This is a genomic window from Brevibacillus sp. AF8 (assembly GCF_021270385.1).
Classification (GTDB): Bacteria; Bacillota; Bacilli; order Brevibacillales; family Brevibacillaceae; genus Brevibacillus.
Genome location: NZ_JAGQDN010000016.1, coordinates 99,845 through 123,111 on the forward strand (window position 1 = coordinate 99,845; position 23,267 = coordinate 123,111).

Below are 23,267 nucleotides of genomic sequence, written 5' to 3' on the forward strand. Positions count from 1 at the left end.
GCTTAAGAACGGCGCTGTTTTTCTTTTTGGCTTTCAGTCTGATTTAGGACTTTGGTTTTTCGAAAATCAATTCGAAGTATTTGGCCATACCGTCGCCCCCGATGCTTGGCGCAAAAATTTGCACCAAACGCCAGCCTTCCTTGGCGTGCTCGTGGACAACGGTCTGATAATCTTCTTTTGGTTGGCGTCGAAAAGAGGACAGCTCAACTCGGACGAATTTGTATTCAAACATGTTCTTTCCCCCCGCTTGTATCGTCTCTCTTTTTATACGCGCGTCGTGCGGAAAGAGTTGCACAAAGAATGTGAATCATTTCGAATAAAGAAATAAGTGCTCATGACAATTGCTTGTCATTTTTTACACGCCTGACGAGATCGAGAGCCTGCTTGAACCCCAGTTCTTTGCCTAAAAAGACTTGTCCTTCGGCGGGGGTAGAAGCGCGGGCCTGGCTTAAGTTTTGAAGCTCGTGGGTCAAGAGATGCTCGACCAGATATAGCTGTACCTGACCAATTTCCCGTTCGCTTTTCCGATCACGCTCCTTGAACTTTGCCCGCTGCTGACTTTCCTCCACATACTTGTCGATATCATCCTCTAAAAAATGTGAGGCATTGGAGATGATATGGCGGTAGTCATCCGTCTTAGAGGGAATGGTACGGATGGTGTGACCGAGATGGGCGAGGAGAAATTTGTTCAAGACGATTGGGTCACGGGTGTAGTTGTTATGCAGCAGGGAGTATTCCCCCAAGAATGAACCGCTGTCCTTATCATAGCTGTGCAATAACGTGTAAGAAGCGCAGTACGTGCAGTACAGTAAATAATCTCTCATGGAAATCCCTCCAAAAAATAGCTCCATGACAGGAATTTTATTTATATGGTATGAGAAAAAACGTGAGCAGGTGATACTTGCTTCTCTTGTTTTTGGCGTTTGGTTTGTGTATGCTAAATGACGGGCTCGGCCCGGTAAATAGAGCAGATGTTGGGCTTTTGCATAGCATAGGAGAGAGTAGAAACTGGGTAGACTCTCCGGGTATCGTACGGAGGGGAAAGGAGCATGACACAGATGGGAAATCAAAAGATTCGACTGGGCATTATTTATGGAGGAAAATCCTCAGAGCATGAAGTTTCATTGCGTACGGCCATGTCCATTATGCAGGCTGTAGATGCAAATAAATATGAGGTAACCCCTGTGTACGTTCAATTGGATGGCTCTTGGGTGACTGGAGAAACACTGGCAGGTCAACTGCCGGATAAGATCGAAGCGTTGCGCTTATCAGCAAAAACACCAGCGATTACCGAGGCAGCAGAGACAGGGCAAGAGCTGGCAGTAACAAGCAAGTCGGGGTCGCTGTTTGCCATGAATGAGCAAATGGATGTTGTTTTCCCTGTGGTTCACGGACCATTTGGGGAAGATGGGACGATTCAGGGGCTGCTGGAATTGGCGAATATCCCGTACGTGGGAACCGGAGTAATGGCTTCCGCTGTCGGAATGGATAAATGGATGATGAAGACCGTCTTTGCACAGGCTGGACTTCCGCAAGTGAAATATGTAGGCTTGCTGCGCTCGCAATGGGAAAAAGGCCAGGACGATGTCATGGATCGGATCGAGCGTGAACTCGGCTATCCGTGTTTCGTCAAACCGGCGAATATGGGCTCCAGCGTAGGGATTAACAAAGCGAAAAATCGTGAGGAGCTCAAGCACGCATTAGATGTCGCTGCCAAATTCGACCGCAGATTGATTGTGGAAGAGTTCGTTCAAGTCCGTGAGTTGGAGATTGGCGTTTTGGGGAATGAAGAGCTGATGACTTCTGTCGTTGGGGAAGTCATTGCCGCTAAAGAATTTTACGATTACGAAGCCAAGTACAAGGGGGCGGGAACAGAGCTCTCCATTCCTGCCATCGTTCCCGAGCATGTATCCGAACAAATTGCGGATATTGCCAAGCAGGCATTCCAAGCACTCGATGGCTCTGGCCTTTCTCGCGTAGACTTTTTCTGGGATGAGAAAAACGACAAGCTCTATATCAACGAAGTGAATACGATGCCAGGCTTTACGCCGTTTAGCATGTATCCAATGCTTTTCCAAGCAGCGGGTGTAAGCTACAGCGAGCTGATCGATCGTCTGGTGCAACTCGCTATCGATCGACATGCAGATAAAGGTCGCAACGTCGTAGATGCGGAAGAGTTGGATTAATCATGAGAAAAAAGATGCTGATGAATCGGCATCTTTTTTCTTTTTATGTAGGAGGGAGGAACTAATTTCGGTCAGCGCATCTCTTTGAATTGTATAAGACGAATTTTATTGCTTGAAATGAGAATGATAATCGTTTACATTATACATGGGACGTTTTACCAGTTATGTAAGTTGCAATGCTTGAAATAAAAAAATTGGATCAAGCAAGAGGAGAGGTAACATGTTCGTAGTCAAGCATATCGCAGAGCATGCAACGATGCAGAGCTTTCTCAATTGTTATCTCCGAGAAACAGGTAGGGGCGAGTGGATCAATCGGAAAGACGAGATTACGAAGCAGCTAACGAAAATCATACAGCCGAGTACAACAGGTACGTACCTTCATTGCGAACTCCCGCATCAGGGGATTTCCCTCTATGTCGGTGTCAAATATTATTCGGTGACAGGCAGGCATCTGTTTCATTATCCAGCTTGCTATCGAAGTGGTGACTGTACTCGATTCGTCAAAGCGGACTATTTGACATTAGCGGTTCTTTTGATTAAAGAGCTAACGCTTCAGCATGGGGAAAATGCAGTTCCAGATGAATTGGTCTTGCGTATGATTCAAAGCTGCCAAAGCATTGAGAAGTTTGTTCGGACTCGCCAAAGTAATGCGGAGATTTTATATGGCGTAGAACAAAGCTTCATCGAAGCAGAACAGGCACTTTTGTTCGGTCACTTGTTTCATCCAACCCCGAAGAGTCAGCAAGGAATTCCTGATGCCAAGCAAGCGTTGTATGCACCGGAGTGTTGCGGGAAGTTTCAACTCCACCTGTTTGCTGCCCATCCGTCGATTGTTCACGAAAAATCTGGACTAACAAAATCCGCTACGCAATTACTGAAGGATGAGTTTCCTTCGATATCTGATGTCGATCCGTCATTTTCAATCGTCCCGATTCATCCGCTTCAAGCAGAATGGTTGCTCGAACAGGTAGCCGTACAATCCTTGATCGGGAAAGGGTTGCTTCTATACCTGGGGCCAACGGGTGAGGAGTATATGGCGACATCTTCTCTTCGAACGGTTTATCATCCTGAGAAGAAATACATGCTCAAGCTGTCCGTCCCAATCAAAGTTACGAATTCATTACGGATCAACAAGTTAAGTGAGATGGAGATCGGTTTAGAGGCGAAGCAACTTTTTGAAACAGGGATCGGTGAAGTGAGTCACAAGTATCCAGGCTTTGGCTTTATCTCTGATCCGGCTTACATCACGATCACGTTGGATCAGGCGAAAGAATCCGGATTTGAAGTGATCCTGCGTGATAATCCCTTTATGGGGAGGAATGCAGAGCAAGTCACGCAAATCGCGGCACTCGTTCAAGATCCACTTCCCGGTTACAAGAGTAGGTTGGCAACGATCATTCACCATCTGGCACAAAAAGAAGGGAAGTCACAGGAAGTAGTTAGTTTGGAATGGTTTAAGCGGTATGTAGATATTTCTTTGAAGCCAATGGTATGGCTTTATCTAAAATACGGAATCGGCTTGGAAGCCCATCAACAGAATAGTGTTGTCATGCTTAAAGACGGATACCCCGATCAGTTCTTTTATCGTGATAATCAAGGCTACTATTTCTCAGAATCGATGCAAGAAGTATTAGAGGCAGAATTGCCTGGGGTTGGCAAGGCGAGCAGGAACATTTACAAAGACAATCTAGTAGATGAGCGAATCACTTATTACATGATTTTTAACCATATGTTTGGACTCATTAATGGATTTGGAACGGAAGGATTAATTGACGAACAAATCTTATTGGCAGAGATGCATGAGGTTTTGACGGAGTTTTTACCGATGAATCGAGAGGCGTCGAAGTTTCTGGAGAATCTACTCACGCGCGAACAGCTTCCGTGTAAGGCGAATTTGCTCACGCGCTTCTATGATTTGGATGAATTAACCCAACCGGAAGAGAGATCATCTGTTTTTGTTTACATAGATAATCCTTTAGCAAAAGTAAAACAGACGGAAAAGGCAGGGCTGCATGCTTTTGGATAGCTTACTAGCATCTAGCTTGAAGAGACTTGGAGGATAACGTATGGAGTTAACAATACAAGATTTCTCGATTGAAGAGGCACTTCACTCGCCCCAGTACGTGCAGGTGAGAAGACGGGTGTTTCGACAATGCATCGAGTCTTTATTATATGAGGGAATTTTGATCCCTGAGACCCTTCAAGAGGGGGACGAAACGATTTACACCCTGCATGGGCTTGATGAGGGTGAACTGCCTGTTCGCTATCTTTGCCGAGGGCGGAAAAGTGCCAGTTTTGGGCTTGTTCGTTTAGGGAAGGACCCCGTTACCCGTGTTGTTTACGATCAAAACGGGGTTGAAAAGCAAGAATCTGAAGCGGTATCCCTCACTCGTTTTTTAGTGGAAGTCTTTCGAACGAACACGGTAGATGAACAAAGACTGAAGCTATTTGCCAATGACTTGGAACAAACGCTGTTAAAGGATACATTGTCCCAATACTATCGGATACAAAATGATATTCGGATGCAGGGCAAATCGTACGATGAGCTGGAAGGTGATCTGATGGATGGTCACCCTTACCATCCTAGCTATAAATCACGTGTTGGCTTTAGCTATGTAGATCATTTTGCCTATGGTCCTGAATTTAAGCAGGAAGTTCATTTTCTTTGGTTAGCAATACATAAGCAATATTCTCAAGTATCCATTGATCAAGGAAGGAATTTCGATGACCTTCTTTTGGATGAAATAGGGCGAGAGCAAAAAGAAGCCTTTCAACAAATCATCGTCAATCATGGATGCGATCCTGATCAGTACGCCTTTGTGCCTGTCCATCCGTGGCAGTGGCGCAATCATATCGTGCCTGGGTTCCAAGACGATATCCATCGCAAACAGATCATTGTGCTAGGTGCAGGCTCTGATGGTCATCGTCCACAACAATCCATCCGCACATTTGCTAACAAAAGTAATCCGCATAAACCGTATCTGAAACTCTCGATGAACGTAGTGAATACTTCAGCTCCACGTCATCTCACGCCGCACTCACTGGCTAGTGCCCCCATTGTTTCGAGGTGGCTCAAGGGGATTACGGACGCAGATGCCTATTTGCGAGATGTGCAAAAGGTGATCATGCTCCAGGAGTTTGCGGCAGTGGCATACGATCCTCCACCTGCTTCTGAACTAGTGGAAATGGTTACATTCGGGGTAATTGGGTGCATGTGGAGAGAAAGTCTCATCCCTCATCTCGAAGCCGGAGAAGAGGCGGTTCCTTATAACGCATTAGCGGCAGTAGAGGTGGATGGGATGCCATTCATTGACCCTTGGGTTCGTAAGCAAGGGCTAGAAAATTGGCTTGTGCGATTATTGGAAAGCAGTGTATTGCCAGTCGTTCATATTCTTGTGAAACACGGAATTGCAATGGAAACCCACGCGCAGAATATGGTCTTGGTGCATCGGGATGGTGTCCCTACTCGGGTAGCATTGAAGGATTTTCATGAAGATTTGATTTTTTGCCAACCGTTCTTGAGTGAGCCAGACAAATGCCCGAACTTCGCGGAAGTGCACGAATATTACGCAACAAAGCCCGATGATGTGATGTTTCACATGAATCAAACATCAACAGTCAGGGATTTGACATTGGAGACTTTATTTATGATCAATCTGGGGCAACTTGCACGGCTATTAGAGGAGCATTACGGCTATGCCGAAGAGAACTTCTGGGAGATGGCCGTTCAGGTATTGGAGGGTCACCAACAACGATTCCCGGAATTGGTGGAGCGATTTAAGCGATTTGATCTGTTTGTTCCATGCGTGCAAGTAGAGAAATTGACCAAGAAAAAGCTATATACAACGAAGGAGAACTATCATTTACATGAAGTTCCCAATCCTTTGTTCGAGGCAAGGAGAAGGCTTCATTCCATGGCTGTGGGAGGTTACTAGCATGTTCATTGTAAATCAAAACGAGATTTCTGTGCATGAATTGGAGAGACATAAGCAAGGGTTCGAAAGCATGGATCATTTTCGGCAGCCAGAAGGAAAGAGGTATGCAGTCTGCTTGGCTGACCCACTTGACGTGATTAGTCTTGTTCAATATTTACGTGAGCATAATGGCTCGGTGTTGTTAATTCATGGGGAAACCCCGATGGAAACAGCCTATCAAATGGCAGTGAAGGCAAGATGTTATGGGCTTGTCTATCAAGAGACGAAGCACTTCTTGTCCATCACGGATAAACAACAGAGCGAAAAACCATCGCTCTACCAATATAGCTCAGGTACGACGGGAGACGCGAAGCTAATCGGAAGAAGCTGGGATGATATCCAAACAGAAATTCATGCTTACAACCAGTTATTCCAAGGTGAGGAAGCGTTAACCCCGATCGTGCTGGCATCTGTGACACATTCGTATGGATTGATATGTGGAGTATTGGCAGCCCTGGAACGGGGAAGTAAGCCTTCGATTGTGACGCACAAAAATCCGAAGTTTGCTTTGCAAGTGATTCAAGATACTCCCCAGCATATTGTTTATGGTCTGCCAGTCTTTTATCACATCTTATCCAGCTTTACGCGAGAGCAGGTACGCTTTCACCGGTTAATGACATCAGGAACCCCCATGCCAGAAGGCTTGTTTCTAAAGCTGCAAGGCATGAGCGACATCTTGATGCAACAATATGGTTGCTCTGAGGCGGGGTGCGTCAGTATGAGCAAACAGATGCGGTCGCATACAGATCTGGGGGTTCCCCTTTCCCATGTAACCATGACAACAGGCGAAAAGGAAGACCAACCTGATGAAATTAAGATTTGGAATGGACAGAACGAAATAGCGACGCAGGATTTAGGTTTTTGGACAGGAGAAGGACACATTCAATTTGTATCAAGGATGGATGATGTAATAAACGTCTCTGGCTTAAAGGTATTTCCTTTAGAGGTCGAGGATGTCATTTTGAAAATGAATGGGACAAAAGAAGTGGTCGTGTATCGTGGACGTCATCCAGTCATGGGAGAGATTGTGAAGGCGCAGGTTATTACAGAGGGAGGAACGACTCCTGAACAAATCAGGGAATGGTGCCAAGATCGTTTGCCAGGCTATAAAGTCCCATTTGACATCCAATGTGTGACGAGCATTCCTAAGACAGCCACCGGAAAAATCAGCCGTCGATTAGTAGAAATGGAGACGATCAGCAAATGACACGAACAGAAAGAATCGAGCAAATTCATACGATCATGACCGAAAAATTAAAATTATCGTATATCGTCACGCTAGAGGAGTCCATGCGATTGAATGAGGATCTACATATTGATTCGATCATGCTATTGCAACTGATTGTGTATATCGAGGAAGATTTGAAATTGGTCGTACCTGCTCATGAGTTGGATCCACGAATCTTCCAAACGGTCGGATCACTGCTTACTTTTGTTGAACAGCTGGAACCGCAGCATGTAGCGAATTAGCGTCTATACAAACATCGAGTGGGGGATACAGAATGGTTAAGGTTCATTGCATTATTTCATGCCTATGCGAAGTGATAAAGCGCCGCACAAAAATTGATTATCGTCCCTATTATTTTGGCATATGGGATGCCGAGTACTCCATTACGGATCAAGGTGTGGTCACCTATTACATTGATAACCATGAGGAGATTATCAAGGGATATGAGCGGCTTTTCCGAGCGAAAGTAACGGAATGGTATGATCATTCCCGAGATAAAGCCTCCAATTTGGACATGTTCTTAGAGTTAATTGATAAGCGTACCGAGGATCAGTTTGTCCTTGTTCAGATAGACATGTCGCTGGTTCCAGAACGAGATAATAAATTTGCATTGAAGCCATTCCCACATTTTTTGATGATTTCAAAGACGGAGAATGAAGATGAGTGGTTTATGTTTGACCCGGATTTTCGTTGGGAGGGCAATGTGAAGAAGGAGACGGTGATCAAAGCCTTCTTGGAAAATCCGTTTGGTGGCGGCTTTATGGTGGATGCGAGTGAAATTAAGGAACCAACCTATGAAATGATCCATGACTATTTCTACGACACACTCAAGCGTGATCATAACCCATTTACCCTTGAGTTGAAGCAATTGATTACAGACATGGCAGAAGGGCGCAATGGATACAACTTGGACATGTTGCTTGCGGCAGTGACTCAGGTAAAAGTGATTGCGATCCGTAAATACAGCTACGAGTATGCATTTCTCTATCTGCAAGATTACCTGCAGTACCATCGTGATGAGTTTTTGCGTATCGCCTATAAAGTGGAGGACATCTACCAAGGGTTTACAACAGCTCAGTACTTGTCTGTCAAAATGGCGATGACCAAGAATCTGGCGTTGTTGCCTCCAATTATCGATGCGTTAGAAGAGATTGATCTGATTGAACTAGAAGTGAAAAAAGAGCTGGAACGTCAGTTTGTACTGTGGACCCAAATGGATAAAAGTCTCGTCACTGTAGACGAAAAAGGGTGGAGGTAAAGATCAAATGAAACTCTCATTGTGCACAATTACTTTTCGCCACCAGTTGATTTCGTTTGAACAGATTGTTCGGTTTGCTCATCGTCATCATTTTGATGGAATCGAGTTATGGGGAACCCACGCTCAACATCTGTACGATCATGATCGATTAGAGATGGAGGAGCAGGTAAGGTCGGTCAGGGATCAGGGCATGAGTATCTCCATGCTTAGCGATTATCTGGATATTGCTACTTCGTCAGGATTTCAGCGTACGCTGGAAAAAGCAAAAAGACTCATTTCACTGGCAAATTGGCTACATGTGAAGCAAATCAGGACGTTTGCCGGACAAAAGGCAAGTCAAGAAGTTGGGCCAGAAGAGCGTGCAGGCTATGTGCATCATTTGCAAATCTTATGTAAGATGTGTCAAGAGCACGGGATTCAGCTTTTGGTCGAAACACATCCGAACACGCTTACAGATTCGCTGAGTTCTACACTTGCTTTGTTGCGGGAAGTCAATCATCCTGCACTAAAAGTGAATCTTGATTTTCTTCATGTCTGGGAATCCGGTGCTGATCCGATCGATGCGTACGAGCAATTGAAACCGTGGGTAGCTCATTATCATTTGAAAAATATTTCTTCATCGAATCATCTGCCGGTATTCGCTCCGCATAATGTATATGCCCCTAACGGTGATCGTGAGGGAATGGTACTGCTTGGTGAAGGTGTTGTAGACTATGGGCCAATTTTAGAAAAGATTGCGGATACGGATTATTTTGCATCTATTGAATGGTTTGGTCAGAGTCCGCAGCGTGTATTAGTGGAAGAGATAGAATGGTTGCGAAAGGCAATGATGGTTAGTGCGTAAGTGAGAAAAGGTCGGAGGCGCAGGGGTGCTTCCGATTTTTTTTTTATGTAAAAGGAAACCAAGTGCTCCCAGCGAGCGTCTACGTATTGATTACTTATTCGGGAGGACCCTTGATGAAAAAACACCTATTGCTCTCATGTTTGCTGATTTCCTTGCTGGGCATCCTTGTTCCTGGACAAATCAATGCTTCTGCTCCTGCAAAGGCAGACCCTCGCAAACCAGAGCCAGTCGTCATCTATAAAGTCACAGTAGATGGAAAAGTGACAAAAACCGTGACGAACATGCCCTTGATTCACCGGGCGAACATGTCGCCATCGGGGCGGTTTGTATACGGGGAGCGAATCGGATACGGAAAGGCAGACCGAACCATACCGTACTTGTACGATATGCAAACAAAAAAGATGACGCAGCTATCCGGCTATGGCAAATGGTCGCCAAAGCAAGACGTACTCTACGTTCGTGAAAATGGCGGTATCGTAAAGCTCAGTCTGCCAGACAGCAAAAAAACGGTACTCGTCCCGGCAGCAGCTCAGTATCCTGTCCTTGATTTTTCCGTTTCACCGGATGAACAGTACATGGTGTTCACCCGTATGGACATGCTCTCTTCCAATTCCAAAGTAAGCGGTCACTTGTACTTGCAGCACCTGCCAACACTCAAAATGAAAAAGAATGACCAGTATGAATGGAAGGTAGATCAATACGCACCACAAGAGAAGTTTTATTGGATGCCAAATTCCAAAAAGCTGTTTTACCGGACGCAAACAGCCTTCAAAGAGCTTGATTTGCCAACGGGGTTAAAATACGAACACAAAATGACCGACTTTCCTTCTTATTCGAATGATATGAAGTACCGGTATATGCGAACGGAAAAAGAAGAATACATGCTGGATCTGCCAGCGGGGAAAAAATTGATTTTGAAGTCGTCCTTTTATCCTGATAACGATTTGAAACAGATTTTCTGGTCACCGGGAGGGAATCAGTTTGCAGCAGAAGTATATGTACATCCATCAAATTCACAAGACTCGTATGGGGCCATCCGCTTTTGCAAGCAGGTGAAAAATTGCAACGATCCATTCAGTGATCCGAAGAAAGGCTTACCAAACCCGTATTTGAGCTCTGCTGATAACTATCGCATCATTGGCTGGGCAAAGGATGGGAAATCGTACTACGTAGCCGATCTTGCTTCTACTCACTATACGGCTTTCGCGCTTGATAAGCTCGATATTTACAACGAAATCTATGAGCAGCGCTAACCAACAAATTCGGCTAATCTTCAGGTTCGCTTTCGCAGGGGGAGAATCCAATGAAGTAGCGGGGGAAAGAGGAATCGCTGCCTTTCAGGAAGTTTTGGATCACCATCAAGGCAAAAAAGTCGCGATTGGCATCCATGGAAACATCATGACGATCATTATGAATCACTACGATCCATCATACGATTTCTCCTTTTGAAAAAAGACCTCGATGCCCGATATTTATCATCTAAGCTTTGAGGAAGATCGATTAATCCAGGTAGAACGTCTGTGGAATGATAATGACAAGCGCTAAAAAACAAGCCGTCTCCCGTATGATACGAGAGGCGGCTGTTCTCTTACTATTATTCGTGACCTTCGAGATCAGTAATAAGCGTCCATAAAGACATACCTTTGGAAGCCTTGAACAAAAAGGCATGTTTTTCATCCCGCAGCGGCAGCAGAGCAGCCAATGCCTCTGCTTTGGTCGAGAAATGCAGCTTTTTGCCCGAATAAGCATCATGGAGATGACGTGAATCCTCACCGATTGTCACGAGCAGCTCGAAGCGCTCAGCGATGTCTTGAAGCGAGGCTCCGACGCCCGCGTGCATAGCCGCACTTTCTGGACCGAGCTCATACATGTCACCTAGCACAACGACTCTCGCGCGCTTAGGGTACAGCTCAGCAAAGGTCCGTACGGCGGCTTCCATGGAAACGGGGCTGGCATTGTACGCATCACTGATATACACAGTACCGTGCTTCCCGTTCATTTGCTCAAACCGCATGGCGGAGAGCTGAACGGTGGACAAAGCGTGAACAATTTGCTCCGTATCCATTCCGAGTCTCTTGGCAATCGCGACAGCAGGCAGTGCATTCAGGACACTGTGGCGGCCATGCAACGGCAGGAATGCCTCGAAATTCTCCCCGGAGGCTAAGCATACTTTGAAACGAGTCCCGCTTTCAACCGTTTCGATTTGCTCGGCCCAAATATCCGCCTTCTCATTAACAGAGTAGTACATGATTTCACCCGGATACAGATGGGCTATCATCCGTAGATACTCCGAATCCTTGTTGAGCAGCACGAGCCCGTCCAGAGCGGTATGAGGAAGCAGCTCTGCCTTTGCGAGAGCAATTTTTTCACGCGTGCCAAAATACTCAATATGAGACTCTCCGATAAATGTAATCACGCTAATATCTGGCTGAACCAGCGATGCGAGCAGATCGATTTCACCGGCGTGGTTCATCCCGAGCTCCAGTACAGCAGCTTGATGTTTTTCTTCCATCTGCAATAATGACAAAGGTACACCGATGTGGTTGTTGAAGTTTTTATACGTCTTGTATACGGGCGAACGGCTGGCAAGTACGTGTGCCACGATGTCCTTTACGGTTGTTTTCCCGATACTTCCTGTAATGGCGATGCGAGGGAAAGAAAAGCTTTTCCGATAAGCGGCAGCCAGCTTTTGAAAGCCACGCAGTGTATCGTTGACGAGAATTAATCCAAAATCGTTTGGCAAGTTCCCAGGAATCTTATCCTGATTCGAAACGAGAGCAGCTACAGCTCCGTGTTCAGCGGCTTGTAACAAAAAATCATGTCCATCCCGTGCGCCGCCTGTCAGCGCTACAAACAAAGATCCCGCAGTCAGCTCGCGGGTATCAAAGTGAACGGATGACAAGGCAAGCCCTGGGGAACCAGCGAGCAAAATCCCTTCTGCGTTGATTGCTGCCTGATCCAGTGCAATTGGTTTCATCTGCACGAACTCCTTTGATCCGTAGTAACCTCGAAGTCATGCTACCATGCGTTAGGTAGCGCCGCAAGACAAAAGTGAGGGAATGTGATACGATCAATTCTTACATACATAACGATCCACATACAAAAAAAGAAAGGAGTCTCCCATGGAAAAAAGTATTTTTACCAAAATCATGGACGGTGAAATTCCTGCTCGTATCGAGTATGAGGACGAGCACGTCATTGTCATCCACGATATTGCACCAAAAGCACGCGTTCACTTGTTGATTATCCCGCGTAAGCCGATTCCCACGCTCATGGATGTAAGCGCCGAGGATCTGCCGCTGATCGGGCATATCCACCATGTAGCGCAACTCTTGGCGAAAAAGCTGGAGCTGCCAGGTTTTCGCTTGATTAACAACTGCGGCAAAGAGGGTGGACAAGAGGTTTTCCACATCCATTATCACCTGTTGTCCGGTTTTTACGAATAAAATTGAAGTAAAGGTTGACCTTCTTTAGTCAATTATCCTATAATGAAGTGTGACAGTCTGTTCGTACGTTCGACTCAGGCGTCCCACGGTTTTAGCGGAGGGAGGGAAGACAAATGGCAGAAATTCGAGTCAAGAAAAACGAGTCTTTGGATAGCGCACTTCGCCGCTTCAAGCGTGAAAGCGCAAAATCCGGGGTGATGGCGGAACTGCGTAAACGTCGCCACTTTGAGAAGCCTAGCATTAAGCGCAAGAAGAAATCCGAAGCAGCTCGCAAACGCAAGTTTTAATTGACGGAGGGCTCATCATGAGTGTAATGGAGCGACTCGATCAAGATATGAAGCAAGCAATGAAGGACAGAGCTGCTCTAAAACTCTCTGTTATTCGCATGGTGAAAGCCGCATTAAAGAACGAAGAGATTAACAAGGGCAGACTTTTGTCTGAAGACGAAGTGCTGACCATCTTGACTCGTGAGTTAAAACAACGCCGTGAATCCCTCCACGAATTTGAGAAGGCAGGCCGCGTGGAACTTGCCTCGAAAACGCGCGAAGAGATCGACGTGCTCTCCGCTTACTTACCCGCTCAGCTTAGCGAAGACGAAATTCGTGATATCGTTCGGGAAGGTATCGCAGCTACCAATGCCTCCTCCAAAAAGGAGATGGGCAAAGTGATGGGTGCGATCATGCCGAAAGTGAAAGGCAGAGCAGACGGAAACCTCGTGCAAAAGATTGTATCTGAGGAACTACCATCGTAGACGAGAGTAACACCTCATATAGATACGAACAGAAAAACTCAACCTGTAAAGGTTGGGTTTTTCTTTTTTTCCAAATGTAAAATAAATATGAAACGATTGCCAACCTCTTTCGTATACCTTATTGCACACACGTTGAAGCTGATAGAAGGAAAGGAGGTACATGCAATGAGTGCAACAAGGCTAGTAAAAAGCCGCGTGCGATTGCTTTTTTCACTTCTTTGCCTGATTATGGGAATGACCATGCTTCTTGCTCCCGCGTCCACAACAGCCAAGACCTATCAAAAAGCTGTCTGGATTCCAGTAGATAGCACCATCGAGCGAGGGCTGGAGAGCTTTTTACACAGAGCATTTGCTGACGCACAGAAGCAGCAGGCAGACCTTGTTATCTTGCATATCAATACGCCAGGTGGAGAAGTTAACGCTGCCGACCAGATTGGGCAGTTGATCCGTCAGGCTCCCATGCATGTGATAGCCTACATTGATAATCAGGCTTTTTCAGCGGGAACTTACATCGCCCTGAATGCAAATGAAATTATTATGACTCCAGGTAGTAGCATGGGGGCAGCCGCACCGATTGACATGGCAGGGAATGCGGCAGACATTAAGTTCATTTCCGGTTGGAGCAATAAAATGAAGGCGGCAGCTGAGCTGAACAATCGCAATCCTGACGTTGCTCGCGCGATGGTGGAAATCGATACAGAATTCCCGGGATTAAAGCCAAAAGGCACGGTGCTTTCTCTTGATGCCCAACAAGCGAAGCAGTTGGGTTATGCAGATGATGTGGTGTCCAATAAGGAAGAACTGCTCAAAAAGCTCGGCATTCAGTCAGATTCCCTCCAGGCGATTGAGCCAACTGGTGGAGAACTGGTAGCAAGATGGGTAACGAGTCCCATTGTGATGAGCCTTTTGCTCATCATTGGTTTGGGAGGAATTGTAGTAGAACTGTTTGCCCCTGGCTTTGGTGTTGCGGGGACGATTTCGCTCTTCGCGTTTAGTCTGTACTTCTTCGGGCATTATGTAGCGGGATTTGCCAACTGGTTGCACATAGGATTGTTTGTCATCGGAATCTTACTGATGCTTCTGGAAATTTTTCTTCCGGGCGGCATTGTCGGTGCGATTGGCTTCCTGAGCATTGTGACTGGTCTCGTAATGGCAGCCTACGACACGAAGCAAGGGCTGGCATCCCTGGGTGTGGCTGCTTTGATCACGGCAATTGTTACGTTCCTGTTAGTGAAGAAATACGGGGTCAAAGGTCTATTCAGCAAGTTTGTCTTGGGTGAGACGCAAAGCAATGAAGAAGGTTACGTAGCTCCGCGCGATCAGCGTGAGCTGGAAGGAAAATCAGGCATCGCCCTGACACCATTGCGCCCGGCAGGGGTCGTCAAGGTGGAAGGAAAACGTGTGGATGCTGTATCGGTTGGTGGTTTCATTGAAGCAGGTACCGCCATCACCGTTGTGCAAGTAGAAGGCACGCGTATCGTCGTTGCCGAACTAGAACAAAAGGAGTGAGCTCTACATGTTTGAAAGTGGTTTGATTCCCCTTATTTTTATGGTGGCAGTAGCCATCGTTGTACTTTCAGTTTTCTTCTCATTCGTACCAGTCATGCTCTGGATTTCTGCACTGGCTTCCGGTGTGAATATCGGGATTATTACCCTCGTCGCAATGCGCTTGCGTCGCGTCATACCATCCCGTATCGTGAATCCGTTGATTAAAGCGCGTAAAGCGGGCTTGCAGCTGGATACAAATCAATTGGAGAGCCATTATCTCGCAGGCGGTAACGTAGACCGTGTAGTAGATGCGCTCGTAGCAGCACAACGCGCAGATATTCCACTTGGCTTCGAACGCGCAGCAGCCATTGATCTGGCAGGTCGTGATGTTTTGGAAGCGGTACAGATGAGTGTTAACCCAAAAGTGATTGAAACACCTGTGGTAGCAGCCATGGCAAAGGACGGTATCGAGCTGCGCACTCGTGCCAAAGTAACGGTTCGTGCCAACATCGATCGATTGGTCGGTGGTGCTGGTGAAGAAACAATTATCGCCCGTGTAGGTGAGGGGATCGTATCGACTATTGGTTCGTCAAAAGGACATAAGGATGTATTGGAAAATCCGGATCTGATCTCCAAAACGGTATTGAACAAAGGTCTGGATGCCGGAACCGCTTTTGAAATTCTCTCGATTGATATTGCGGACGTAGATGTAGGGAAGAACATCGGAGCACAATTGCAAACCGACCAAGCAGAAGCAGATAAACGTATTGCCCAAGCGAAAGCGGAAGAGCGTCGTGCCATGGCGGTAGCCCAAGAGCAGGAAATGATCGCGCGCGTACAAGAAATGAAGGCAAAAGTAGTAGAAGCCGAAGCGCAAGTACCACTCGCTTTGTCCGAAGCATTGAAAAGCGGCAAAATGGGCGTAATGGATTATTACAACATGCAAAACATTGCTGCTGATACACAAATGCGTCAATCCTTCGGGCATGCAGGTGACAAACAAGATCCTGCTACGCCAGACGAGAAAGAATAAGGGCGATTGCCATGGAAGATCTTATGGATCTCGTCGCAGATTTACTGGATTTAGTCGAGTGGATCATCCCGCTCATCGGCAAGTTCTGGTTTGTCATCCTTGGTTACTTAGGATATAAAGCTCTTGGAAAAACCGGAAAGAAGAAGATGTCTCAAGGCAAGAAAATGCCTCCGCTTACCCCGGCTACAACGTCGGATATCCCGAAGGAAACAGAGGATTATGGCAGGGAGACGGTGCGAGCATCCTCCAAATACGAGCCACTTCAGCAAGAATCGATGGAAGGGATTGGAGTCGAGCAGGAATGGGCATTTTCCAGTCCAGCTCGTGCTTCAACGGGTCCGACCATCACAGTGAAGCAATCGGAATCAATGAAGGTTGCTGATTTAGACCGAGCGAAAACACTCACATCAAAACACGGCAATCCCCGTGATGGCATGAAATGGGCGCTCATTTTTGGAGAGCCGCGCTCAAAGGCTCCGTACGCTAAGCAGGTTCGGCAAAGAAAGATTTTATAAATAGTAGCTAGTCAAACAGGTGAACTTCGGTTCGCCTGTTTTTCATTGATTGATACGCAATGTTTTCATGTCGAAATATATCGAATAACTTGTCTTGTTTCTCATATCCTTGTTGACTATCCTGAATGTAATGAAAATTCCTCCAAATAGAAGAAGGGACAGAGGTCAAGCGATGAATCAACAAATTTTTGAGCAAATGGGGCGGTTTCGTCAAAAAGTGATTCGGCTTGCCATCTTCGAAAACAAATCAGTATATGAAACAGCGATCGCATGCGGTTGTTCAGCTGAGAAAGTAAAGCGAGTCATGAAAAAATGGAAGGCGCTTACAAAAGAAAGCAAATAATCAATGGGTTTTGTGGAATGTATTTCAAAGTATGAGTCCTCATCTGCTTGCTAAATCGCGAGCGATGAGGGCTCTTTTTTTGTGACTGTTTTTGATGAATGCCACTTTATGCTCGCGCATACGCATAGATAAGAATGGTTTTGCACCTGCAAACAGATGAGATCGTCATATTCGCCAATATATAGAACGAGAAGGGGGGCTAATCCATGAAGCGTTGGAGCCGCCGTCTGCGCCAGCTGGCCGGAGGGGTGTTGGATCTGCCGCAAGATGTAGTCCTGGAAGTCCCGCGCATCACGATGATCGGTCATTTGCAAATGTATATAGAGAATCATCGAGGAGTCTTGCATTTTAGCGAAAAAGAGCTTCGTCTGTTGTTGACGAACGGTCAAATGATTGTTTCAGGTGAACAGCTTGTCATCCGAGCGATTTTGCCTGAGGAGGTTCTGTTAGAAGGCAGAATCGGTGGTGTGAAATTTTTGGAGACAGGACCACAGAGCTCGTAATCTTGGTAAAGGTAGGGGGCGGCACGTATGCGGTATGGAATCAAGGAGTGGGTGGATGGACATGTAACCATTACCGTTCGGGGAAAACGGTTTGAGCGGATGCTGAATATGGCCGTACGGGATGGAATTCGAATCTGGAATATTCGCAGGGTAGGAGAAGAGGTGACTCGCTGCGATATTTTGATTCGGGATTATTTTCGTTTACGTCCGCTTTTAAAAGAGACAGGCTGTCGCAGTCACGTGGAGGCAAGAGACGGGCTGCCTTTCTGGCTGCTGCGTATACGTAGACGATCTGGATTGGCAATTGGGGCTGCCCTTTTTTTCATTGGATTGTACATGCTCTCCTCCTTTGTCTGGAGTGTTGAAGTGAGCGGGACGAAAATGGTAGATCCGCGTCGAGTGATTCAAGCTGCCGAACAAGTGGGGATTAAAGAAGGGGCATGGAAGGTCAAACTAAAAGAACCGTTGGTATTGCAAAAAGAGCTGTTGAGTCTGCTGCCGGAAGCGTCCTGGGTTGGAATTGAGATTCAAGGAACCAAGGTCATGCTTCAAGTGGTTGAAAAAGAGGCTCCCGTAAAGCCGCTTGCAACTGGTCCTCGTCATCTTGTAGCGAAAAAGAGGGCTGTCGTCCATAAAATTCTCCCAGAGGTTGGCCGCAGTCAGGTTGTGAGCAATCAATTGGTAGAAAAAGGCCAAGTTCTCATTTCCGGGATCATTGGCAATGATACCCGACAACAAGCCGTATCAGCGCGAGGCAAGGTGCAAGGGGAAGTGTGGTATATGAGCAACACATCTGTCCCGCTAAAACAAACGATGCACCGTTTGACGGGAGAAAAGCTGCAGCATCAATACCTTCTCGTAGGACCCTATGCGGTATACGTGTGGCCATTTGAAAAACAGTCCTTTGCACAAGCCGAAATGGCAGAACAACGGTATTTGCCCTCGTATGGGGGATATACCTCACCACTTGGCTGGAAGACAGTAACGTACGCGCAAACAGAACCCGTTCAAACAGAAATGAGCGTGGAGGAAGCGACGGAACTGGCTAAAAAATTCGCCAGGGAGGATATCTTGAAAAAAGCTGGAAAAGATGCGTTCATTCAGGACGAAAAAGTTTTGCACGTCACAACAGAGAATGGTAAAGTTTACGTAAGCATTCATTTTTCCGTCATTGAAGATATTGCCATTGAACAGCCTCTCGTTGGGCAGTGAGGGATGGCAAGCAAATGACGCATTGCTGATTACCGTTGCAAGGAGATGGAAGCCTGTTGCACGTACAAGATGAGGTAAGAATCCCGTTTTCAGACGCATCTGAGGCCTTGCTGTTGTTCGGACCACATGACGCGTACCTAACACTGATCGAGCAAAGAAGTTCCGCCAAAATTATGACCCGAGAAGGCGAACTGGTTATTAGCGGGGATAAGCCGGAAGTGGACAAACTGACAGCGTTGATTGAAACTCTGCTACAGTTGATTCGCAGAGGGATTGCCCTGTCCGAGCGAGACATCTCTTATGCGATGTCGTTGATTGAACGGGGAGAAGGTGCCCAACTGCTCGATGTGTATGATGAAGAAGTCGCTCGTACCCAACGTGGCAAAGTAATCAGGGCAAAGACTTTGGGCCAGCGTCACTATTTGTCTGCGATCAAGAAGCATGACATTGTGTTTGGAATTGGACCAGCTGGTACCGGAAAAACGTATTTGGCTGTTGTCACAGCAGTAAATGCGTTGAAAAATGGGCGTGTCAAACGGATCGTTCTTACCAGACCGGCCGTAGAAGCGGGGGAGAGCCTTGGATTTTTGCCAGGAGATTTGCAGGAAAAAGTAGACCCTTACCTGCGTCCGCTCTATGATGCCTTGTACGACATGCTGGGTAACGAACAAGTCGCCAAAATGATGGAACGCGGACTCATAGAGGTTGCACCTTTGGCGTACATGCGTGGTCGTACGCTCGAAGATTCCTTCGTTATTTTGGATGAAGCCCAGAACACGACTCCCGAGCAAATGAAAATGTTTTTGACCAGGCTTGGCTTTGGTTCCAAAATGGTCATTACGGGTGATGTGACCCAGGTGGATTTGCCAAAAGGCAAGAAATCCGGATTGCGAGAAGCACAGCGCATCTTAAGTCCGATTTCAGATGTAGCCTTTATTCATTTCCAAGAGGGAGACGTCGTTCGCCACAGTCTGGTACAAAAAATCATTGCTGCATATGCCAAGGAAGAAGTAGAACACGGCTATTAATAAATGGCGTCACAAAAAGGAGATCGTTTACCTGTGTTATCTGTAGAAATCCTACATGAAGAAATCGATGCGATCGATGAGAATTTGCAAAACCTGCTCGTTCGTTGCCTGGAAGCAGCGGCAAAGCTGGAAGACGTACAAGGAGAAGTAGTTGTCACGCTGGTGAACAACGAGCGCATCCACGAGTTGAATCGCGATTATCGTGGCGTTGATCGGCCTACGGATGTTCTGTCCTTTGCGATGAACGAACCGGGTGAAGGAGAAATGGAAATCTTCATCGATGAGGAAGAGGCCAGCGAGTTTCCGAATATGCTTGGAGATATCATTATCTCAGTGCCAAAAGCACATGAGCAGGCCGAAGACTATGGCCATTCATTCGAACGCGAACTCGGATTTCTCACGGTTCATGGTTTTCTTCACCTTCTGGGTTATGATCATGGAACACCAGAAGAAGAGAAGGAAATGTTTTCACGTCAAGAAAAGGTGCTGGAAGAAATCGGCTTGACGAGGTAGGAGATTACGTTGAAGGAATGGCGACGATTGATTCGCAGCTTCGCCTACGCTTTGCAAGGAATTTCCTATACCGTACGGACACAGCGAAACATGCAAATCCACGTAGCCGCAGCCATTTTGGTGCTGGCGGCAGCGTGGTGGCTGCAGATACCCCGCAGCGATGTTTTGCTGGTCCTTTTTTCTATCGGTCTGGTCTTCTCCTTGGAGCTGGTAAATACCGCGATTGAAGCAGTCGTTGATTTAGCTTCCCCGGAATGGCACGCCAAGGCAAAGATTGCCAAAGATGTGGGAGCAGGAGCTGTGCTTGTGGCGGCAATCCTGTCCCTCATCATCGGAGTCCTCGTATTTGGACAGCCACTGTTGCAAAAAGTATGGGGATAGTTTTTACTAGTGGTACCGGACGGGTCATTCCAGTTGACCTTTCAGTCTGGTTTCTTCGTGTCTCTTTGGACACATCTTGCTATGAAATGATGTTAAAGATCAATCATATGAGGAATGATGAGAATGGATAAACAATCATTGTTAGCACAAGCAATCGAAGCCAGAAAGCTTGCTTATGTACCGTACTCCAAGTTTCAGGTAGGTGCAGCTCTTTTAGCTGAGAGTGGCAAGGTTTATTTGGGAGGCAATATTGAAAATGCAGCGTACTCGCTGTGCAACTGTGCAGAGCGTACGGCTCTTTTCAAAGCGTATTCGGAAAATGATCGGACTTACAAGGCTTTAGCTGTCGCTGCCGATACTCCGCAAGCTGTATCACCGTGCGGGGCTTGCCGACAAGTCATCGCGGAGCTGTGCCCGCCGGACATGCCTGTATTTTTGACGAATCTCAAAGGCGACCTTTGGGAAACGACAGTATCTGCCCTGCTTCCAGGCGCATTCACCAAGGAGGATTTACGTGGATAATCGCAAGACCAAGCAATCGTTTAAATCTGGCTTTGTCTCCATTGTGGGACGTCCAAATGTTGGAAAATCAACCCTGTTGAATCATATTGTGGGACATAAAATCGCCATCATGTCGAATAAGCCGCAAACGACACGCAACAAAATTACGGCGGTTCATACGACAGAAGAAGGACAAATTATTTTCTTGGATACACCTGGGATTCACAAGCCCCAATCCAAACTCGGAAACTATATGGTTTCGGTTGCCGAAAATACATTGAACGAAGTAGACCTCGTTTTGTTTGTTGTCGATGCAACAGAAAAACGCGGAGCTGGGGACGACTACATCATCGAGCGGTTGAAGCAGGTCAAAACGCCAGTATTTTTGGTCATCAACAAAATTGACAAGGTGCACCCGGAAGCACTGCTGCCAATTATTGACGATTACCGCAAATTGTATGATTTCAAGCAAATTGTTCCAATCTCTGCTCTGGAAGGTAACAATACAGGATCATTGCAGCAGGCTATTTTGGGTGAAATGGAAGAGGGCCCGATGTATTACCCTGCCGACCAGGTGACAGACCATCCGGAACGCTTTGTAGCAGCCGAGTTGATTCGGGAAAAAGTTCTGCATTTGACCAGAGAAGAAGTACCTCACTCCATTGCGGTCGTCATTGAAGAAATGAAGCGAGGCGAAAATGGCAAAACGCTTTACATTTATGCGGCTATTTACGTTGAGCGGGATTCCCAGCGGGGTATTTTGATCGGGCAAAAAGGCCAGATGCTCAAAGAAATTGGTCAACGCGCCCGCAAGGATATCGAGCGACTGATGGGGGACCAGGTATTTTTGGAGCTCTGGATCAAGGTGAAAAAGGATTGGCGCAACCAAGAGCGGATGCTGCGTAACTTCGGTTTCTACGACGAGCAATAATATTCCCAACGCGATGTGTTAATTTTTCCAAGGCATAGAATAACGGGCAAAGGTGATTCTAAGAAGGAAGTGGATAGACCCGATATAGGAAAGGATGATGCTCCTTGCTTCGTGACTTTTCTTGGAGAGTTTTCGCTTCAACCGGTGACATCCATGCTTACCTTCTCTACCGTGATCACCATCAAACGGATGTTTCCAGTGAGGAGACCTCGTTTGATCTCGCCCAGGAAGAATTGGGTGACACGCAGGCATGCTTGTAAAGTGGGAAGGGATTGTCATTCGCAGTGTGGACTATGGCGAGTCCAGTAAAGTGATGACATTGTTTACCCGGGAGAACGGCAAATTAGGCGTGATGGCCCGTGGTGCCAAAAAGACCAAAAGCCGTCTTGCCGCCGTCTCCCAGTTGTTTTCGCATAGTTATTATCTATGCAAGGCAGGACCCGGTACGGGAATGCCTGATCTCTCTCAGGGAGATATGCTGGATTCGTTCCGGGATATGCGGCAAAGCCTGACTGCTACGGCTTATGCCGCATACATAGCAGAGCTTTTGGATCGACTGACGCAGGAAAGAGAGCCGAATCCCTACTTGTTTCAGCTACTCCTTCATACGTTCCGCTATTTGGATGAAGGACGAGATGCTGAGATCCTGTGTCGGATTTTTGAGACCAAGATGCTAATGGTAGCGGGTATCTCCCCGCAGCTCACGGCGTGTGCAAACTGTGGCGAACAGCGCGAGCCCTATGCGATCAGTGTAGGACAGGGCGGCCTGTTGTGCCCAGTTTGCCTGCCTTCCGATCCATACGCTATGGCAGTTACACCCTCGACCTGGAAGCTGTTACGGCTGTTCCAGGTATTTGATTTGGAGCGTCTTGGTGACATTGAAGTAAAACCGGCTACACGCAACCAGCTCAAGCATGTGCTGCGGAGTTTCATGGACGAGTATCTGGATCTCAGGCTGAAAAGTCGAGCATTTCTGGAACAACTGGAGCGTATGGAAAGAATGACGCAAACAGATCAGGACTAATTGACATACGAATTTGTTTTCGTTATGATAAGAACCAAACTTGTATACCGAATGTTGCCATGAAGGAAAAGAGTAGTCGGCCACTGGCTGTGAATAGCGAATCGGGGA

General features: G+C 46.7%; 28 protein-coding genes. 25 read left to right on the forward strand and 3 right to left on the reverse strand.

Translation table 11 applies throughout. From position 1 onward, the window contains the following. Nucleotides 1-43: 43 nt before the first annotated feature. Entirely contained in the window at nucleotides 44-232 is a 189-nt protein-coding gene (locus KB186_RS19740) for a DUF4177 domain-containing protein (RefSeq protein WP_007727654.1), read from the reverse strand. Nucleotides 233-332: 100 nt separating this feature from the next. Further along, nucleotides 333-824 carry a hypothetical protein gene (locus tag KB186_RS19745; protein ID WP_173611471.1) on the reverse strand — a complete coding sequence of 164 codons (492 nt, stop codon included), beginning with the start codon at nucleotides 822-824 and terminating at the stop codon, nucleotides 333-335. Between the two features lie 234 nt (nucleotides 825-1,058). On the opposite strand from KB186_RS19745, the gene KB186_RS19750 reads away from it, so the two are divergent. From KB186_RS19750 to KB186_RS28480, 9 genes are all read left to right on the forward strand, one after another. Beyond that, a complete protein-coding gene (locus KB186_RS19750) occupies nucleotides 1,059-2,186 on the forward strand; it encodes a D-alanine--D-alanine ligase (RefSeq protein ID WP_173611638.1) in 1,128 nt (375 codons plus the stop codon). Between the two features lie 220 nt (nucleotides 2,187-2,406). Next, a complete protein-coding gene (locus KB186_RS19755; RefSeq protein WP_232774221.1) occupies nucleotides 2,407-4,212 on the forward strand; it encodes an IucA/IucC family protein in 1,806 nt (601 codons plus the stop codon). Nucleotides 4,213-4,252: 40 nt separating this feature from the next. Then, nucleotides 4,253-6,121 carry an IucA/IucC family protein gene (locus tag KB186_RS19760; RefSeq protein ID WP_232774222.1) on the forward strand — a complete coding sequence of 623 codons (1,869 nt, stop codon included), beginning with the start codon at nucleotides 4,253-4,255 and terminating at the stop codon, nucleotides 6,119-6,121. A gap of 1 nt (nucleotide 6,122) precedes the next feature. Further along, entirely contained in the window at nucleotides 6,123-7,367 is a 1,245-nt protein-coding gene (locus KB186_RS19765) for an AMP-binding protein (RefSeq protein ID WP_232774223.1), read from the forward strand. After that, entirely contained in the window at nucleotides 7,364-7,630 is a 267-nt protein-coding gene (gene asbD, locus KB186_RS19770; protein WP_232774224.1) for a petrobactin biosynthesis protein AsbD, read from the forward strand. Before KB186_RS19765 ends, asbD begins: the two co-directional genes overlap by 4 nt. Before the next feature lie 32 nt (nucleotides 7,631-7,662). Then, complete coding sequence (locus KB186_RS19775) at nucleotides 7,663-8,646, forward strand: DUF6005 family protein (RefSeq protein ID WP_232774225.1); 984 nt, start codon at nucleotides 7,663-7,665, stop codon at nucleotides 8,644-8,646. Between the two features lie 7 nt (nucleotides 8,647-8,653). Then, nucleotides 8,654-9,490: a sugar phosphate isomerase/epimerase family protein gene (locus KB186_RS19780; RefSeq protein WP_232774226.1), complete on the forward strand. Its 837-nt coding sequence runs from the start codon at nucleotides 8,654-8,656 to the stop codon at nucleotides 9,488-9,490. Between the two features lie 113 nt (nucleotides 9,491-9,603). Then, nucleotides 9,604-10,743, forward strand: coding sequence for a TolB-like translocation protein (locus KB186_RS19785; RefSeq protein ID WP_232774227.1), 1,140 nt, complete (start codon nucleotides 9,604-9,606; stop codon nucleotides 10,741-10,743). Further along, nucleotides 10,730-10,939: a histidine phosphatase family protein gene (locus tag KB186_RS28480; protein WP_221868962.1), complete on the forward strand. Its 210-nt coding sequence runs from the start codon at nucleotides 10,730-10,732 to the stop codon at nucleotides 10,937-10,939. The genes KB186_RS19785 and KB186_RS28480 overlap by 14 nt, the downstream gene beginning before the upstream one ends. Nucleotides 10,940-11,084: 145 nt before the next feature. Here KB186_RS28480 and KB186_RS19790 read toward each other — a convergent pair whose 3' ends face one another. After that, complete coding sequence (locus KB186_RS19790; protein ID WP_173611462.1) at nucleotides 11,085-12,467, reverse strand: UDP-N-acetylmuramoyl-tripeptide--D-alanyl-D-alanine ligase; 1,383 nt, start codon at nucleotides 12,465-12,467, stop codon at nucleotides 11,085-11,087. A gap of 145 nt (nucleotides 12,468-12,612) precedes the next feature. On the opposite strand from KB186_RS19790, the gene KB186_RS19795 reads away from it, so the two are divergent. From KB186_RS19795 to recO, 16 genes are all read left to right on the forward strand, one after another. Beyond that, a complete protein-coding gene (locus KB186_RS19795) occupies nucleotides 12,613-12,936 on the forward strand; it encodes a histidine triad nucleotide-binding protein (protein WP_012685763.1) in 324 nt (107 codons plus the stop codon). 113 nt (nucleotides 12,937-13,049) lie between these two features. Further along, nucleotides 13,050-13,223 (forward strand): 30S ribosomal protein S21, encoded by a 174-nt coding sequence (gene rpsU / locus KB186_RS19800; protein ID WP_007727630.1) that lies wholly within the window; start codon nucleotides 13,050-13,052, stop codon nucleotides 13,221-13,223. A gap of 17 nt (nucleotides 13,224-13,240) precedes the next feature. Then, the gene (locus KB186_RS19805; protein WP_007727628.1) at nucleotides 13,241-13,687 is read left to right on the forward strand and encodes a GatB/YqeY domain-containing protein; all 447 of its coding nucleotides are present in this window, start codon (nucleotides 13,241-13,243) and stop codon (nucleotides 13,685-13,687) included. 165 nt (nucleotides 13,688-13,852) lie between these two features. Next, nucleotides 13,853-15,196 (forward strand): NfeD family protein, encoded by a 1,344-nt coding sequence (locus KB186_RS19810; RefSeq protein WP_173611461.1) that lies wholly within the window; start codon nucleotides 13,853-13,855, stop codon nucleotides 15,194-15,196. Between the two features lie 7 nt (nucleotides 15,197-15,203). Then, entirely contained in the window at nucleotides 15,204-16,208 is a 1,005-nt protein-coding gene (gene floA, locus KB186_RS19815) for a flotillin-like protein FloA (protein WP_173611460.1), read from the forward strand. A gap of 11 nt (nucleotides 16,209-16,219) precedes the next feature. Next, on the forward strand, nucleotides 16,220-16,723 hold the full coding sequence (locus KB186_RS19820; RefSeq protein ID WP_173611459.1) for a hypothetical protein: 504 nt from the start codon (nucleotides 16,220-16,222) through the stop codon (nucleotides 16,721-16,723). 172 nt (nucleotides 16,724-16,895) lie between these two features. After that, entirely contained in the window at nucleotides 16,896-17,066 is a 171-nt protein-coding gene (locus tag KB186_RS19825) for a sigma-70 family RNA polymerase sigma factor (protein WP_173611458.1), read from the forward strand. 206 nt (nucleotides 17,067-17,272) lie between these two features. Beyond that, entirely contained in the window at nucleotides 17,273-17,569 is a 297-nt protein-coding gene (gene yqfC, locus KB186_RS19830; protein WP_007727617.1) for a sporulation protein YqfC, read from the forward strand. A gap of 27 nt (nucleotides 17,570-17,596) precedes the next feature. Beyond that, nucleotides 17,597-18,781: a sporulation protein YqfD gene (gene yqfD / locus KB186_RS19835; protein ID WP_232774228.1), complete on the forward strand. Its 1,185-nt coding sequence runs from the start codon at nucleotides 17,597-17,599 to the stop codon at nucleotides 18,779-18,781. Nucleotides 18,782-18,837: 56 nt separating this feature from the next. Further along, entirely contained in the window at nucleotides 18,838-19,809 is a 972-nt protein-coding gene (locus KB186_RS19840) for a PhoH family protein (protein ID WP_173611456.1), read from the forward strand. A gap of 33 nt (nucleotides 19,810-19,842) precedes the next feature. After that, nucleotides 19,843-20,322: an rRNA maturation RNase YbeY gene (ybeY, locus tag KB186_RS19845; protein WP_173611455.1), complete on the forward strand. Its 480-nt coding sequence runs from the start codon at nucleotides 19,843-19,845 to the stop codon at nucleotides 20,320-20,322. A gap of 9 nt (nucleotides 20,323-20,331) precedes the next feature. After that, the gene (locus KB186_RS19850; RefSeq protein ID WP_173611454.1) at nucleotides 20,332-20,703 is read left to right on the forward strand and encodes a diacylglycerol kinase family protein; all 372 of its coding nucleotides are present in this window, start codon (nucleotides 20,332-20,334) and stop codon (nucleotides 20,701-20,703) included. Between the two features lie 123 nt (nucleotides 20,704-20,826). Continuing rightward, the gene (cdd, locus tag KB186_RS19855) at nucleotides 20,827-21,225 is read left to right on the forward strand and encodes a cytidine deaminase (protein WP_173611453.1); all 399 of its coding nucleotides are present in this window, start codon (nucleotides 20,827-20,829) and stop codon (nucleotides 21,223-21,225) included. Beyond that, nucleotides 21,218-22,135: a GTPase Era gene (gene era, locus KB186_RS19860; RefSeq protein ID WP_047072508.1), complete on the forward strand. Its 918-nt coding sequence runs from the start codon at nucleotides 21,218-21,220 to the stop codon at nucleotides 22,133-22,135. The genes cdd and era overlap by 8 nt, the downstream gene beginning before the upstream one ends. 104 nt (nucleotides 22,136-22,239) lie before the next feature. Continuing rightward, nucleotides 22,240-22,395 carry a YqzL family protein gene (locus KB186_RS19865; RefSeq protein WP_012685773.1) on the forward strand — a complete coding sequence of 52 codons (156 nt, stop codon included), beginning with the start codon at nucleotides 22,240-22,242 and terminating at the stop codon, nucleotides 22,393-22,395. Continuing rightward, entirely contained in the window at nucleotides 22,386-23,159 is a 774-nt protein-coding gene (gene recO, locus KB186_RS19870) for a DNA repair protein RecO (protein WP_173611452.1), read from the forward strand. Before KB186_RS19865 ends, recO begins: the two co-directional genes overlap by 10 nt. The last annotated feature ends 108 nt before the right edge of the window (nucleotides 23,160-23,267 follow it).

Excerpts from the sequence above, each read along its gene's own strand:
- KB186_RS19820 (WP_173611459.1), top strand. The coding sequence starts at position 16,220 with ATGGAAGATCTTATGGATCTCGTCGCAGATTTACTGGATTTAGTCGAG.
- KB186_RS19790 (WP_173611462.1), bottom strand. The coding sequence starts at position 12,467 with ATGAAACCAATTGCACTGGATCAGGCAGCAATCAACGCAGAAGGGATT.
- KB186_RS19740 (WP_007727654.1), bottom strand. The coding sequence starts at position 232 with ATGTTTGAATACAAATTCGTCCGAGTTGAGCTGTCCTCTTTTCGACGC.
- yqfC (WP_007727617.1), top strand. The coding sequence starts at position 17,273 with ATGAAGCGTTGGAGCCGCCGTCTGCGCCAGCTGGCCGGAGGGGTGTTG.
- rpsU (WP_007727630.1), top strand. The coding sequence starts at position 13,050 with ATGGCAGAAATTCGAGTCAAGAAAAACGAGTCTTTGGATAGCGCACTT.
- cdd (WP_173611453.1), top strand. The coding sequence starts at position 20,827 with ATGGATAAACAATCATTGTTAGCACAAGCAATCGAAGCCAGAAAGCTT.
- KB186_RS19805 (WP_007727628.1), top strand. The coding sequence starts at position 13,241 with ATGAGTGTAATGGAGCGACTCGATCAAGATATGAAGCAAGCAATGAAG.
- KB186_RS28480 (WP_221868962.1), top strand. The coding sequence starts at position 10,730 with ATGAGCAGCGCTAACCAACAAATTCGGCTAATCTTCAGGTTCGCTTTC.
- KB186_RS19760 (WP_232774222.1), top strand. The coding sequence starts at position 4,253 with ATGGAGTTAACAATACAAGATTTCTCGATTGAAGAGGCACTTCACTCG.
- KB186_RS19825 (WP_173611458.1), top strand. The coding sequence starts at position 16,896 with ATGAATCAACAAATTTTTGAGCAAATGGGGCGGTTTCGTCAAAAAGTG.
- recO (WP_173611452.1), top strand. The coding sequence starts at position 22,386 with ATGCTTGTAAAGTGGGAAGGGATTGTCATTCGCAGTGTGGACTATGGC.
- KB186_RS19810 (WP_173611461.1), top strand. The coding sequence starts at position 13,853 with ATGAGTGCAACAAGGCTAGTAAAAAGCCGCGTGCGATTGCTTTTTTCA.
- KB186_RS19755 (WP_232774221.1), top strand. The coding sequence starts at position 2,407 with ATGTTCGTAGTCAAGCATATCGCAGAGCATGCAACGATGCAGAGCTTT.
- yqfD (WP_232774228.1), top strand. The coding sequence starts at position 17,597 with ATGCGGTATGGAATCAAGGAGTGGGTGGATGGACATGTAACCATTACC.
- KB186_RS19765 (WP_232774223.1), top strand. The coding sequence starts at position 6,123 with ATGTTCATTGTAAATCAAAACGAGATTTCTGTGCATGAATTGGAGAGA.
- KB186_RS19785 (WP_232774227.1), top strand. The coding sequence starts at position 9,604 with ATGAAAAAACACCTATTGCTCTCATGTTTGCTGATTTCCTTGCTGGGC.
- KB186_RS19795 (WP_012685763.1), top strand. The coding sequence starts at position 12,613 with ATGGAAAAAAGTATTTTTACCAAAATCATGGACGGTGAAATTCCTGCT.
- floA (WP_173611460.1), top strand. The coding sequence starts at position 15,204 with ATGTTTGAAAGTGGTTTGATTCCCCTTATTTTTATGGTGGCAGTAGCC.
- KB186_RS19745 (WP_173611471.1), bottom strand. The coding sequence starts at position 824 with ATGAGAGATTATTTACTGTACTGCACGTACTGCGCTTCTTACACGTTA.
- KB186_RS19780 (WP_232774226.1), top strand. The coding sequence starts at position 8,654 with ATGAAACTCTCATTGTGCACAATTACTTTTCGCCACCAGTTGATTTCG.
- KB186_RS19750 (WP_173611638.1), top strand. The coding sequence starts at position 1,059 with ATGGGAAATCAAAAGATTCGACTGGGCATTATTTATGGAGGAAAATCC.
- asbD (WP_232774224.1), top strand. The coding sequence starts at position 7,364 with ATGACACGAACAGAAAGAATCGAGCAAATTCATACGATCATGACCGAA.
- KB186_RS19775 (WP_232774225.1), top strand. The coding sequence starts at position 7,663 with ATGGTTAAGGTTCATTGCATTATTTCATGCCTATGCGAAGTGATAAAG.